Source organism: Paraburkholderia gardini (assembly GCF_907164545.1).
Lineage (GTDB): Bacteria > Pseudomonadota > Gammaproteobacteria > Burkholderiales > Burkholderiaceae > Paraburkholderia > Paraburkholderia gardini.
On sequence record NZ_CAJQZB010000001.1, the window covers coordinates 356,332 to 370,449 of the forward strand.

Below are 14,118 nucleotides of genomic sequence, written 5' to 3' on the forward strand. Positions count from 1 at the left end.
TGATCGAATGGGCTTTGGGGTATATGCGTTTTAGTATGGACAGAAAGAGCCGTCAAGGGAGGCTTACCCGCAACGCCTTGTTGCGACGCGGGTTTCCGGGAATTTTGATGGCTCGACGGGTTGTGTCGAATTAGGTATTGTCACCCGGCTGCAACGTCGTCCAGCGCGCTTCGCACGGCTTCGGACGGCCGCGTTGCGAAAGGGCAGTCACTGCGAACAACGGAATTACATGGTCGACATTTCCACCTGGGGCGGCGACGCCGCCGAACGGCCCGCGGGTACATCGCCGGCGAAAGCCGCGGCCGCGCCGCGTCTCGCACTGTCGGGCATCAGCAAACAATATCCGGCCGTGCGCGCCAACGACGACGTGACGCTTGTCGTCGAGCCCGGCGAAATCCACGCGGTCCTCGGCGAAAACGGCGCGGGCAAGAGCACGCTGATGAAGATCATCTACGGCTCGGTGCGGCCCGACGCGGGCGAGATCCGCTGGGAAGGGCAAGCCGTCGAGATCGCGAGCCCGGCGGCCGCGCGCAAGCTCGGTATCGGCATGGTGTTCCAGCACTTTTCGCTCTTCGAGACGCTGACCGTCGGCGAAAACATCGCGCTCGCGCTCGACGATCCGTTCGACCTCAAGACACTCTCCCGGCGCATCCGCGAAGTATCGGCCGATTACGGCCTCGACATCGATCCGCAGCGCCACGTGCACAGCCTGACGGTGGGCGAGCGGCAACGCGTCGAGATCGTGCGTTGCCTGCTGCAGAATCCGCGTCTGCTCATCATGGACGAGCCGACCTCGGTGCTCACGCCGCAGGCCGTGCGCAAGCTCTTCGCGACGCTGAAGCGCCTCGCGTCCGAAGGCTGCAGCATTCTCTACATCAGCCACAAACTCGACGAAATCCAGGAACTCTGCGACACCGCGACGGTGATGCGCGGCGGCCGCGTGACGGGCCACGTGAAGCCGCGCGAGGAAACGCACGCGTCGCTCGCGCAGCTGATGGTCGGGCATTCGCTGCCGGACTACGAGCGCCGCACGCACACGCCGGGCAATGTGCTACTCGACGTGAAGCATCTCTCCGTGGCGAGCGAGGATCCGTTCGGCACATCGCTCGACGATGTGTCGTTCTCGGTTCACGCGGGCGAAGTGTTCGGCATTGCGGGTGTCTCGGGCAACGGTCAGGCAGAACTGCTGGCGGCCCTCTCCGGCGAGCAGCGCGGCAACCGGGCCGAAGCGGTCACGATCTGCGGCAAGGCCGCGGGCAGGCTCGGCGCGGGCGGCCGGCGTTCGCTCGGCTTTGCGTTCGTGCCGGAAGAGCGGCTCGGGCGGGGCGCGGTGCCGGCGATGTCGCTCTCCGACAACGCACTCCTGACCGCGCACCGGCAGAAGATGGTGAGTTCCGGCTGGATCAGCACGAAGGCGATGCGCGCGTTCGCGGACCGTTGCATCGCATCGTTCGACGTACGCTGCGGCGGCCCCGACGCGATCGCGCAAAGCCTGTCGGGCGGCAATCTGCAGAAGTACATCGTCGGCCGGGAAATTCTCCAGGCGCCGAAGGTGCTGGTGGTCGCGCAACCCACGTGGGGCGTCGATGTCGGCGCGGCGGCGTTCATCCGTCAGCAGCTGCTCGACCTGTCGGCGAGCGGCGTCGCGATCCTGGTGATCTCCGAGGAGCTCGAAGAGCTGTTCGACATCTGCGACCGCCTCGCGGTGCTCGCGCGCGGCCGCCTGTCGCCGGTTCGGGCGACGGGCGATACGAACGCGGAGGAAATCGGCCGCTGGATGGCGGGCCTCTTCGGCGAGCGCAACGGCGGCGCCGGCGGCACGCCGCCACCACCGGCGGGCGAGCCGGCGCACGCCTGAACGCACGGCCGCAGCCTGAGACCGAACCCCTGCGATCGAATACATAACAACACGCTAACCACGGCTACCCATGATTTTTCCGTACCGACTCGAAGCGCGCACGATGCCCTCCCGCACGATGCGGCTCGCTGTGCCATTGATCGCCGCGCTGCTCACGCTCGCGATCGGCTTTCTCATTTTCGGCCTCGTCGGCCGTGATCCGCTGGAGGCGATGCACGCGTTCTTCATCGAACCGCTGTCGAGCGTCAACGGCTGGTCTGAACTGCTGCTGAAAGCCTCGCCGCTGTGCCTGATCGGCCTTGGGCTCGCGGTCGGATATCGCGCGAACGTGTGGAACATCGGCGCCGAAGGGCAGATGATTCTCGGCGGCATCGGCGCGAGTGGCGTCGCGATTTATTTCGATCAGGCGTCGGGCTGGTGGATCCTGTTCCTGATGATGATCGCCGGCATGCTGGCCGGCATGGCGTGGGCGGCGATTCCCGCGCTCCTGAAAAGCCGCTTCAACACCAACGAAATCCTGACGAGCCTGATGTTCACCTACGTCGCGACGCAGTTGCTGATCTGGCTCGTGAGCGGCCCGTGGCGCGATCCGCAGGGCATGAATTTCCCGCTTTCGGAGATGTTCAGCGGCGACGCGCTCTATCCGACGTTCGCCGGCGACTGGCACTGGAAATTCCTGCACGGCACGCGTTTGAACGCGTCGGTCATCGTTACGCTGATCGCGATTCCGCTGGTGTGGGTGTTCATGAAGAAGAGCTTCGCGGGCTACCGGATGAACGTCGGCGGTCTCGCGCCGCTTGCCGCGCGCTACGCGGGCTTCTCCGAAAAGAAGGCCATCTGGACGTCGCTTCTGATCGGCGGCGCGCTTGCCGGTCTCGCCGGTATGGGTGAGATCGCCGGCCCGATCGGCCAGTTGCAGGCGACGTGGTCGCCGGGCTACGGCTTCACCGCGATCATCGTCGTGTTCGTCGGACGGCTGCATCCGGTCGGCATTGTGCTCGCGAGCCTGCTGATGGCGCTGCTGTACCTCGGCGGCGAAGCGGTGCAGACCTCGATGCAGTTGCCGCAGGCGCTCTCCGGCGTGTTCCAGGGGCTGCTGCTGTTTTGCCTGCTGGGTGCCGACGTGTTTGTGAACTACCGCGTGCGCCGCCACACCGTGGCCTCCCAGACGCATTAAGACCCACTGATTTCCCGGCGATCCCCATGGACATTCAACAAGCCAGCGCACTGACCTCGAGCGCCGTCACCGCCGCCATTCCGCTGATGTTCGCGGGCGCGGGCGAACTCGTCACCGAGAAGTCGGGCGTACTCAACCTGGGCGTCGAAGGCATGATGCTGATGGGCGCCGTCACCGGCTACGCCGTGACCGCCGTCACCGGCAGCCCTTGGCTCGGCGTCGTGGCGGCCATCGGCGCCGGTCTCGCGATGGCGCTGCTGTTCGCGTTCCTCACGCTGACGATGCTCGCCAACCAGGTTGCCACCGGCCTCTCGCTGACGATCTTCGGCATCGGCCTGTCGGCCTATGTCGGCAAGCCGTATACATCGGCCGCCGTGCGCGCGACGATCGACACATGGACGATCCCCGGTCTGTCGAAGATTCCCGTCATCGGGCCTGCGTTTTTCAGCCTCACGCCGCTCGATTACCTCGCGTTCGCGATGTTCGCCGTGATCGGCTGGTTTCTGTATCGCACGCGCGCCGGGCTCGTGCTGCGCTCGGTCGGCGAATCGCCCGCGGTCGCGCACTCGGTCGGCTTTCCAGTGATCGGCGTGCGCTACGGCGCGACGCTGTTCGGCGGCGGCATGGCGGGTCTCGCGGGCGGCTACTACTCGATCGTCAACCTGCACCTGTGGCAGGAGCAGCTGACGTCCGGCCGCGGCTGGATCGCGCTTGCGCTCGTCGTGTTCTCGACGTGGCGTCCGGGGCGCCTCCTGATCGGCGCGCTGCTGTTCGGCGCGGTGACGGGCCTGCAGTTCTACGCGCAGGCGATCGGCGTGCCGGTACCGACACAATTCCTCGCGATGACGCCTTATATCGCGACCGTCGTCGTGCTGGTGCTGATTTCGCGCAATCCGAACACGATCCGGCTGAACGCGCCGGCTTCGCTTGGCAAGCCGTTCTTCGCCGCGGGCTGACGGCGACGCGAGCCCGCGCATTACAAAACTGTTTCGAGTATTTCCATCACACGACAGGAGAAACCACGATGAAAAGAAAACTACTGGGCGCGCTCGCGCTGACCGGCGCCGCGCTGGGTCTCGGTGCCGCGCTGACCCAGACCGCGCGCGCGGCCGATGCGCCGGGCGTCGCGTTTGTCTATCTCGGCAACCCGGGCGACGCAGGCTGGACGTTCGCGCACGATCAGGGTTCGAAGGAAGTCGAGGCGAAGTTCGGCAACCGGATCAAGATCACGCGCGTCGAAAACGTGCCTGAATCGGCCGACTCGGAACGCGTGTTCCGCGATCTGGCGAACAAGGGCAACAAGATCATCATCGGTTCGAGCTTCGGCTTCCAGGACTTCGAACTGAAGGTCGCCAAAGACTTCCCGGACACCGTGTTCCTGCACGCGACAGGCTACAAGAAGGCCGCGAACTTCGGCACGTACGACGTGCGGATGTACCAGGGTGCGTATCTGGCGGGCGTCGTCGCGGGCCACGTGACGAAGACGAACACGCTGGGCTTCGTGGCGTCGGTACCGATTCCGGAAGTGGTGCGCAACATCAACGCGTACACACTTGGTGCGCGTTCGGTGAATCCGAAGATCCACACGAAGGTTATCTGGATCAACAGCTGGTTCGATCCGGGCAAGGAAAAGCAGGCGGCGGAAACGCTGATCGGGCAGGGCGCCGACGTGCTGCTGCAGAACACCGATTCGAGCGCGACGCTCGCGACGGCTTCGGAAAAGCACGTGCACGCGTTCGGCTGGGATTCGGACATGAAGAAGTTCGGTCCTGACGCGCACCTCGGTTCGGTGGTCGCGCACTGGGGCGTGTATTACAACGCGGCGATCCAGCAGGTGCTGGACGGCAAGTGGAAGAACGATCCGGTGTGGTGGGGCATCCCGCAAAAGGCCGTCAACCTCGAGGACCTGAACACGGGCGCGATTCCGGCTGACGCACAGAAGGACGTCGAAGCGAAACGCACCCAACTTGCCGGCGGCAAGTGGGACGTGTTTACCGGCCCGATCAAGGACCAGTCAGGCAGCGTGAAGGTGCCTGCCGGCAAGACGCTGTCCGATCCGGAACTGCAACGCCTCAACTGGTATGTGGAAGGCGTCGACGGCTCGCTGCCGAAGTAACGCAGACAACAGCCCGCGGCACCCGCGGGCTGTTCACTTTCGACCAGACGGCGACCTTGCAGGGCCGCCGCTTTCAGGGGCTGTGCCCGAACCGGCATGGCCCTTTTCCGTTGCGCCGCGCACGCACCATCGCGGGCGCGCTCGTGGCGCAACTGCATGTACTAGTCGTCGATACGCAGGCCGACCTTGAGCGTTACCTGCCAGTGGACGACCTTGTCGTTCTCGATCTGTCCGCGTGTCTCCGTGACCTGGAACCAGTGCAGGTTTCGCAGCGTCTTCGCCGCTTTTTCGATGGCTGTACGCACGGCGTCATCGCTCGATTTCGTCGACGATCCGGTCAGTTCGATGTGCTTGTAGACGTGGTCTTTCATGAGCCCTCCTTGGGTTGAAGAAAGTATAGGCAATGACAAGGCCGTTAGCGGCCCGCGCGGAGCGTGCCCGGCGCGGCGCGGTACGTCCGGCAGCAACTGGCGGGCGGTATCATGGCCAGGACTTCAACACCAGACCAGTAAGGAAAACAACGTGGAAACCGGATTCTGTGGCCCCGGCCTGATGGGCGCGCCGATGATCAGGCATCTGCTGCGCGCGGGCCATGTCGTGCATGTCTGGAACCGCACGCGTGCGAAATCCGAGGCGTTGCAGGGCGACGGTGCAACGGTCGTCGATACGCCGCGTGAACTCGCGGCGTGCGCCGAAGCCATCGTGCTATGCGTCGCCGACGCCGCGGCGGTCGAAGCGGTCGTGTTCGACGAACACGGCGTGCTGGGTCCGGATGCGCACGCTCATGGTCGAGATCGCACAAAAGGGAAATTGCGCTGGATCGTCGATCATTCGAGCATTCCGCCGGGCGTGACACGCAGCCTCGCGGCGCGCGCCGCGGCGGCCGGCGTGGGCTGGATCGACGCGCCGGTTTCGGGTGGCACGACGGGCGCCGTAGCCGGCACGCTGGCCGTGATGGCGGGCGGTGAGGCCGCCGATGTCGAAGCCGTCACGCCGCTGATCAAGGCGTACGCGTCGCGCGTCACGCACATGGGCACGGCCGGCGCGGGCCAGACCACCAAGCTGTGCAACCAGGCGATCGTCACGTCGACCATCGCGGCGATCGCCGAGGCGGTCACCCTTGCCGAACGCAGCGGCATCGACGCTTCGCGCCTGACGGAAGCGCTTGCTGGCGGCTGGGCCGATTCCGTGCTGTTGCAGACGTTCGTGCCGCGCATGACGCAAACCGGCTTCGCGCCGCTCGGCGCCTTCAGGACGTTCCAGAAAGACGTCGAGACGGTCGCCGCCACGGCTGTCGAGACCGGCACGCCGATGCCGGTCTCGGGCACCGTCCAGCAACTGCTGCGGCTGGCGGTCGCGGCAGGTCTCGCGGATGCCGATTTCACGGCATTTATCGACGTATTGCAGCCAGAGCGCCGTCAGGCGCCGCGCGGCGACGGCGGAACAAAGCGGGCCGGATCGTAACGGCGATGAGGGGGCGCCGGGCAGGGCGTCCCGTTTCAATAACCTGCTAAAATGTTGGGTTTTTCGCAGTCAACACATTCAAAGGACGCACCGTGCTGTCTACCGCCAACATCACCATGCAATTCGGGCCGAAGCCCCTCTTCGAGAACATTTCGGTCAAATTCGGGGAAGGCAACCGCTATGGCCTGATCGGAGCGAACGGTTGCGGCAAGTCGACGTTCATGAAAATCCTAGGCGGCGACCTCGAATCGAGTTCGGGCACCGTGATGCTCGAACCGAATGTGCGCCTCGGTAAATTGCGTCAGGACCAGTTTGCGTACGAAGACGTGCGCGTGCTCGACGTCGTCATGATGGGTCACACGGAGATGTGGGGCGCGATGACCGAGCGCGACGCGATCTACGCGAACCCCGACGCCACCGACGACGACTACATGCACGCCGCCGAACTCGAAGCGAAATTCGCGGAGTACGACGGCTACACGGCCGAAGCACGTGCGGGCGAACTGCTGCTTGGCATCGGCATCGCGATCGCCGACCACAACGGCCCGATGAGCAACGTGGCGCCGGGCTGGAAGCTGCGCGTGCTGCTCGCGCAGGCACTGTTCTCGAAGCCGGACGTGCTGCTGCTGGACGAACCGACCAACAACCTGGATATCAACTCGATCCGCTGGCTGGAAGACGTGCTCAACCAGTACAACTCGACGATGATCATCATCTCGCACGATCGACATTTCCTGAACCAGGTCTGCACGCACATGGCCGACATGGATTACGGCACGCTGAAGGTCTATCCGGGCAACTACGACGACTACATGCTCGCCAGCACGCAGGCACGCGAGCGTCAGCAGACCGCCAACGCGAAGGCGAAGGAACGTGTCGCCGATCTGCAGGACTTCGTGCGCCGCTTCTCGGCGAACAAGTCGAAGGCGCGTCAGGCCACGAGCCGCGCGAAGCAGATCGAGAAGATCAAGATCGAGGAATTCAAGCCGTCGTCGCGGCAGAATCCGTTCATTCGCTTCGAGTACGAAAAGAAGCTGCACAACATCGCGGTGGTGGCGGACACGATTACGAAGAAGTACGACCGTACGATCTTCCAGAACTTCAACCTGAGCGTGCAGCCGGGCGAGCGTATTGCGATCATCGGCGAGAACGGCGCGGGCAAGACCACGCTGCTGCGTTCGCTGCGCGGCAATATCAAACTCGATCACGGCACGGTGAAGTGGGCGGAAAACGCGAACATCGGTTACATGCCGCAGGACACGTACGAAGAGTTTCCGGACGACATCACGCTGATGGACTGGATCGACAACTATCGTCAGGAAGGTGACGACGAGCAGTCGGTGCGCGGCACGCTGGGCCGGCTGCTTTTCAACGCGGACGATATCCGCAAGTCGGTGAAGGTGCTTTCGGGCGGCGAGAAAGGCCGCATGATCTGGGGCAAGCTGATGCTCGGCCGCCACAACGTGCTGCTGATGGACGAGCCGACGAACCACATGGACATGGAATCGATCGAATCGCTGCAGATCGCGCTGGAGAAGTACGAAGGCACGCTGATTTTCGTCTCGCACGACCGTGAGTTCGTGAGCGGTCTGGCGAACCGCATCGTCGAAGTGCGCACGGACGGCACGCTGAACGACTTCGGCGGCAATTACGAAGACTTCCTGCTGAGCCAGGGCGTGCAGTAACGTTTCAATGCAGGTCCGAGGTACAAGAGCCCGCTTCCTCACTCGAAGCGGGTTTTTTCATGGCGCGACGCGGCCACGGTGATGCAGCGTTGGGCGCAATACAGGCGAAGCTATTTGCATCGCCGCTGATCTGAATCAGGAAGCGGTGTGCCGATACCGGTCCACGCGCCTTTTGTTTGACCTCACGCAATGCGAGGTCTGGCCCATTCGCGACCATGGACGTTTCATGTCGACGAAGCGGGCCTCTCATGTTTCCAGCGCATTCTTTTTCCCCACTCGTGATTCGTGGCCGCTCGCTGTTGCCGGTCGTGCAGGGTGGGATGGGCGTCGGCATATCGGCGCACCGGCTTGCCGGCAGTGTCGCCCGCGAAGGCGCGATGGGCACGATCGCCAGCATCGACCTGCGGCATCACCACGCGGATCTCGTCGAGACATGTCGCACGCATCCTGATCGCGAGACGCTCGAACGCGCGAACCTCACGGCGCTCGCCCGCGAAATCAGGGCTGCGCGTGTGCTCTCGGAAGGACGCGGCATGATCGCCGTCAACGTGATGAAAGCCGTCAGCGCACATGCCGATTACGTGCGGGTTGCCTGCGAAAACGGCGCCGACGCGATCGTCATGGGCGCGGGCCTGCCGCTCGACCTGCCTGACATGACGCATGCGTTCGATGTCGCACTCATTCCCATCCTGTCGGATAGCCGCGGCGCGACGCTTGTACTGAAGAAGTGGATGAAGAAGGGGCGCCTGCCGGACGCTATCGTGATCGAGCATCCCGCGCACGCGGGCGGCCACCTTGGCGTGACGAACCTCACTGAAATGCACGACGGCCGCTTCGAATTCGCGCGCGTGCTCGACGAGATGCAGGCGGTGTTCGCGTCGCTAGGCTTAGGTCGTAACGACGTGCCGTTGATCGTCGCGGGCGGCATCAACAGTCACGACGCGGTGCGCATGTGCCTTGCAGCGGGTGCGAGCGGCGTGCAGCTCGGTACACCGTTCGCCGTCACCGAGGAGGGCGATGCGCATCCGGATTTCAAGCGCGTACTGGCCGAGGCGACGCCCGAGGACATCGTTGAATTCGTCAGCGTGACGGGGCTGCCGGCGCGTGCCGTCCGCACGCCATGGCTCACACGCTATCTGCGTCACGAGGAACGTATCCGTACAAAAATCGGCGCGCTCAGGCAGGCGTGTCCGACAGCGCTTGAGTGTCTGAGTGCATGCGGATTGCGTGACGGCATCGAGAAGTTCGGTCACTTCTGCATCGACACGCGCCTCGCGGCCGCGCTGCGCGGCGATGTCGCGAACGGCCTGTTCTTTCGCGGTCGTGAAGCGCTGCCGTTCGGCCACGCGATCCGCAGCGTGCGCGATCTGCTTGAGCTGCTGCTGACAGGCACAGCGCGACCGGCGGTTGCACGTCACGGTGCGTTTTCGCTTCGTTGATACCGGTCAACACGACCGGTCGTAAGTCCCTGGAAAATGTAGGGGCTTTACGACAACGAGGAAAGAAAGATGAACAGATGGACCAACGGGGTAGGCGCGGCGGTATGCGCGCTGAGCATGTGCATGCCGGCAAGCCAGGCTGCTGCGGCAGAGGAAGCTGTTCAGGCGGCAGCCATGGGCGGGATTCACGCAGGTGATGTACTCGTGCGTCTGCGCGCCATCAGCATCTTGCCGCAAGTCAGCACGAGCAATACGTTGTCGGCGCTCAATGTCGACGTCAACAACGCCACGGTGCCGGAACTCGACTTCACGTACATGATCCGCGACAACATCGGCGTTGAGCTGATCCTGGGTACGTCACGGCATCAGTTGACATCGAATCTGGGCGGTCTGGGTGGTGTGAACGTGTTGCCGCCCACGTTGCTGCTGCAATATCACTTCAACCATCAGGGGACGGTGCGGCCTTATGTCGGCGCCGGCCTCAACTACACGTTGTTCTACAACAATGGCCTGAGTGCAGGCGGCCAGCCGGTCTCAATCAGCAATCACAGTTTCGGACCGGCGTTACAGGCAGGCGTCGACGTGCAGGTGGCGAAAAATCTCTTCGTCAACGCGGACATCAAGAAGATCTGGATGCACACTGATGCGTCGCTTGGCGGTGCCTCGCTCGGCACGCTGCATATCGATCCGCTGGTGGTCGGCATCGGCGTCGGGATGAAGTTCTAGCGTTTGCTTTCGTTCCCGGGCGCACCTGGTGCCGCGTGTCAGGTTGCGCTGCTGACGTCCGCGCGCGGACGTGGCTGCTCAGAGGTGATCGTTCTGGAATCGCATCGCGGTGCCTTCGCGTTTGATGCGCTCCCAGATCGCGAGCTTTTCGTCGTCGCTCAGGAACACCCAGTTCGACACTTCGCCGGCGGTGCGACCGCAGCCCTTGCAGACTTCATCGAAAAGCGTCGAGCAGACACCGATGCAGGGGCTGTCGGGAAGATCGTGAAGATTTGAAGCCATGAAAACGCCCGGGCGAAGGAAGGGTGAACGGAAACCGTTCGACATGTTAACCGATCCGCCGGATTCCCGATCCGGGTGACGCGCCAGGTCGATCGACCTGGCCGGATGCGATGGCAGTCATGACCGCGTCACCCGCATGCGAACGTCAACCTCGCCGTGCGCATGCGAATGTGCCTTTCATCGCGCGATGCTGTAGCCGATGCGCGCGACCCAGTGCTGGCGATTGTTGTAATCGAGAATGTCTTCGCCGTAGCCGTTGAAGTAGCCCACCCACACGTAACCGCCCCACGCGCTGCCGAACAGTTTCGACAGCGGGTAAGTCAGCTGCGAATCGATACTGCCGTACCAGTGCTTCGTGCCCTTGCGCAGCGTGGTGGCGAGTTGCCAGCCGTCGGGACTGCCGTACTTCACGAGCAGATCGACGTAGCCGCGATAGTCGGCGATATCTTCGTTGCCGCTCTTGCTGAGGTAGTAGTAGATTTTCGGCGATACCGTCAGGTGGTTGCCGTCCAGGTTGCCGAATTCCCACGTCGGGCGCACGAACGCGATGTTGATCGCGCGCGAATCGTCGCCGCTCTTGCCGTTCGATTCGTGTCCGATACCGCCCGAGAATCCCATGCGCGTGAACCACGAACTGCGCCAGCCCGTGTCGGCGACGTAGTAGAACAGCTGCGGCATGTAGCTCGAATCGCGGAATGGCCGCGAATCGGCGCTCAGGTCCCACAGCACGGTCTGCGTGTAGGCGAAATACAGGTTGTCGAGAAAGGCCTTCGAGCGCAGGTCGTCGGGCATCATGATGCGGTACTTGAAACTCAGCTGGAAGCGCGCCGACGCATCGCCGTTCTTGCCGAAACCGATATACATCGGCTCGAAATACGAGAGCCTCGCGAGCGCGCTGCGGCCTGTCGTGGCAAGCGAATCGAGCGGCGCGTCGATCGCGTCTTCCGGGTTGTTGACGGCCGAAGATGCCGCCGCGACCTGGGCGGGTGTCGTCGCCTGCGCTTCGCTGCGTTCGGCCGTGGCGATCGTCTCCTGATCCGCACCGCGGTTGATGGCGACAAGCGCCGGCGAAGCGTCGAACCCGACCGGATCGATCCGCATCACGCCGCGTGCCGATTTCGGCCACGGCGCCGAAAACGTCACCTTGCGATACTGGCCGGGCTGCAGCTTCAACGTGTCCTGTACGCCGGGATCGCGCACGAGATCGACCGGCTGCGGTGCGAGGTCGCCATTCGTCAGCGTGACGCGGAGAGTCGGTGGCACCGTGACAGTGAGCGGCGTGGTGTCGTCGTCGGAATAGAGGAGTGTGATCTGCAGCGGATCGCGCACCGCGGCCTCGCGCGGTGGCTGCAGCATCGCGACGGCCGCGTGTGCCTGACCCGCGACGGCAAGGAGGGCCAGCCACCCCGTACGCGACGCCCGCAGCCGAAGGGCGGCACGTGATAGCAACAGAAGCAGACAGAAACGGGGCAGCGGCTGCGGATCATCGGCAAAAGCGGTATGGCGGGGAGAAGCGTGACAGACAGGCGAGGCATCGAAGCGCATGGGCGGTCGTCCAGATAAAAGGCCGGGATAAGGAGCTTGGATACGGGGCCACGAGACACAGACACACGACACAGTCACACCGCGCCGGTTTTCAGGCGCACCAGGCAAAGTGCATCCACATTGTAAAAGACAGCTTAATAAACCGTAAGGCAGGCGACGGGCGCCGCACGGCATTTCACTGTGCCGCGGATCACCTCAGAGCGTGGACGCAAGTTGCCATAGCAGCGCGCCGTTGAGCGTCAGAATGGCTGTCGCTGACAGCCACGCCAGCGCGAGCGGCAAGCCGTGCACGCGCCAGTGGCCCATCAGCGACCGGCACGACGCGAAACGGATCAACGGCACGACGGCGAGCGGCAACTGCAGGCTGAGCACAACCTGGCTTGCAACGAGCAACTGGTTGGAACCGTGCTGCCCGAACATCGAGACGGCAAGAAGCGCCGGACCCATCGCCAGCGAGCGCGTCAGGAGCGCGCGTTGCCAGCGCGGCAGGCGCAGCGCAAGGAAACCTTCCATGACCGCCTGGCCAGCGAGCGTGCCCGTCACGGTTGCGCTCAGGCCGCAGGCGAGCAGGGCCGCCGCGAAAAGGATGGCGGCCCAGTGCGTGCCGACGATCGGCGCGATCAGACGATGGGCATCGGCGAGATCGGTGATGTCGCGATGACCGCTCGCGTGAAACACAGCCGCTGCCAGGATCAGAAGCGCCGCGTTGATGACGAACGCAAACGACAGCGAGCCGAACGTGTCGTAATTGACGCCGCGTAACGCGTTCGCGATAGCTGCGTCGTCGTGGTCGGGTGCGTGGTTTCTGACGAGCGCCGAGTGCAGATACAGGTTGTGCGGCATCACCGTCGCGCCGAGGATGCCGGCCGCGAGCCACACCATGCCCGCATTGCGCAGCAGGTCGGCGCCTGGCGCGACGCCGGCGAGGGCCGCATGCCAGTCGGGCCGCGCGAGCGCCAGTTCGATGACGAAGCACAATCCCACGAACACGATCAGCCCGACGACGCTCGCTTCGAGCGTGCGTCGCCCGCGTCGCTGGAGCGCGAGTATCGCCAGCGTGCCGACCGCTGAGAGCAGCACGCCGACCGTCAGCGATACACCGAGCAGCAATTGCAGCGCGACCGCACTGCCAACGACCTCCGCGACGTCGCAGGCAATGATGGCAACCTCGCTCGTGAGCCACAGGAAGTACGCAGTGCGCCTGCTGAAGCGCTCGCGGCACAGCTGCGCGAGGTCGCGTCCCGTGACGACGCCAAGCCGCGACGAAATCCATTGCAGCAACATCGCCATCAGACTCGACATGAGCACGACGCTGAGCAACCGGTAGCCGAAGCTTGCGCCGCCCGCGAGCGCTGTTGCCCAGTTACCGGGATCCATATAGCCGACCGCGATCAGCGCGCCGGGACCGACGAACGAGGACCAGTGCGCGGGCCGTCCGGGCGCGGGGCGTTGCGGTCCGCCGCCGGCGGCGATGCGCGGGCGGCGTCGGTGGTGACGCATGGCGAACAGGTTTGGGTTCATCGCGATCATCAAAAAATCAGCGCAGGGTGCGCACGCACATTGCCACCGACAGGACAGGCAAACGACGCATCAATCGCCCACGAAGGGCAAGCAGGGCGCAAACGTCGTGCCCGGGGCCCATCGCACAGGCCCGGGCGAGGGCGGCCAGTATCGGGGGCGGGCAACTCGCGCGAAGCGAATATGGTCGCCTTATGCCGGTGGGCAGCGCGCTCCGCCTTTCCTGTCAATCGCCTTGCGTGCTTCGCCGCCAGGCCGCGGGCCGTCATGTTCCGAAATGAGCGTCCTTCGTCAAAACATAGACGATG

Annotated in this window: 12 protein-coding genes; 8 read left to right on the top strand and 4 right to left on the bottom strand. The window is 64.2% G+C overall.

Translation table 11 applies throughout. From position 1 onward, the window contains the following. The first annotated feature begins 229 nt into the window (after positions 1-229). The 4 genes from LPA37_RS01560 (at position 230) to LPA37_RS01575 (ending at position 5,151) form a co-directional block, all read left to right on the top strand. Complete coding sequence (locus tag LPA37_RS01560; RefSeq protein ID WP_229011149.1) at positions 230-1,858, top strand: ABC transporter ATP-binding protein; 1,629 nt, start codon at positions 230-232, stop codon at positions 1,856-1,858. A 70-nt stretch (positions 1,859-1,928) separates the two neighbouring features. After that, positions 1,929-3,035 carry an ABC transporter permease gene (locus LPA37_RS01565; RefSeq protein ID WP_228976342.1) on the top strand — a complete coding sequence of 369 codons (1,107 nt, stop codon included), beginning with the start codon at positions 1,929-1,931 and terminating at the stop codon, positions 3,033-3,035. Positions 3,036-3,061: 26 nt separating this feature from the next. Beyond that, positions 3,062-3,991: an ABC transporter permease gene (locus LPA37_RS01570; RefSeq protein ID WP_228976340.1), complete on the top strand. Its 930-nt coding sequence runs from the start codon at positions 3,062-3,064 to the stop codon at positions 3,989-3,991. Between the two features lie 68 nt (positions 3,992-4,059). Continuing rightward, positions 4,060-5,151 carry a BMP family ABC transporter substrate-binding protein gene (locus LPA37_RS01575; RefSeq protein WP_229011151.1) on the top strand — a complete coding sequence of 364 codons (1,092 nt, stop codon included), beginning with the start codon at positions 4,060-4,062 and terminating at the stop codon, positions 5,149-5,151. A 161-nt stretch (positions 5,152-5,312) separates the two neighbouring features. Here LPA37_RS01575 and LPA37_RS01580 read toward each other — a convergent pair whose 3' ends face one another. After that, positions 5,313-5,522, bottom strand: coding sequence for a dodecin (locus tag LPA37_RS01580; RefSeq protein ID WP_228976336.1), 210 nt, complete (start codon positions 5,520-5,522; stop codon positions 5,313-5,315). Positions 5,523-5,673: 151 nt separating this feature from the next. Here LPA37_RS01580 and LPA37_RS01585 point away from each other — a divergent pair, with 151 nt between their 5' ends. The 4 genes from LPA37_RS01585 to LPA37_RS01600 all read left to right on the top strand — a co-directional run bounded on the left by LPA37_RS01585 (position 5,674) and on the right by LPA37_RS01600 (position 10,465). Then, positions 5,674-6,615, top strand: a complete 942-nt coding sequence (locus tag LPA37_RS01585) for an NAD(P)-dependent oxidoreductase (RefSeq protein WP_228976334.1) — start codon at positions 5,674-5,676, stop codon at positions 6,613-6,615. A gap of 92 nt (positions 6,616-6,707) precedes the next feature. After that, positions 6,708-8,300: an ABC-F family ATPase gene (locus LPA37_RS01590; RefSeq protein ID WP_228976332.1), complete on the top strand. Its 1,593-nt coding sequence runs from the start codon at positions 6,708-6,710 to the stop codon at positions 8,298-8,300. 248 nt (positions 8,301-8,548) lie between these two features. Continuing rightward, a complete protein-coding gene (locus tag LPA37_RS01595) occupies positions 8,549-9,739 on the top strand; it encodes an NAD(P)H-dependent flavin oxidoreductase (protein ID WP_229011153.1) in 1,191 nt (396 codons plus the stop codon). 69 nt (positions 9,740-9,808) lie between these two features. Continuing rightward, positions 9,809-10,465, top strand: a complete 657-nt coding sequence (locus LPA37_RS01600) for an OmpW/AlkL family protein (RefSeq protein ID WP_267478028.1) — start codon at positions 9,809-9,811, stop codon at positions 10,463-10,465. Positions 10,466-10,543: 78 nt separating this feature from the next. On the opposite strand, the gene LPA37_RS01605 is transcribed toward LPA37_RS01600, so the two are convergent. The 3 genes from LPA37_RS01605 to LPA37_RS01615 form a co-directional block, all read right to left on the bottom strand. After that, on the bottom strand, positions 10,544-10,747 hold the full coding sequence (locus LPA37_RS01605) for a DUF1289 domain-containing protein (RefSeq protein ID WP_228882784.1): 204 nt from the start codon (positions 10,745-10,747) through the stop codon (positions 10,544-10,546). A 177-nt stretch (positions 10,748-10,924) separates the two neighbouring features. Beyond that, positions 10,925-12,292: a phospholipase A gene (locus LPA37_RS01610; protein ID WP_407672467.1), complete on the bottom strand. Its 1,368-nt coding sequence runs from the start codon at positions 12,290-12,292 to the stop codon at positions 10,925-10,927. Between the two features lie 195 nt (positions 12,293-12,487). Beyond that, a complete protein-coding gene (locus LPA37_RS01615; protein WP_229011155.1) occupies positions 12,488-13,813 on the bottom strand; it encodes an Nramp family divalent metal transporter in 1,326 nt (441 codons plus the stop codon). Positions 13,814-14,118 lie beyond the last annotated feature (305 nt).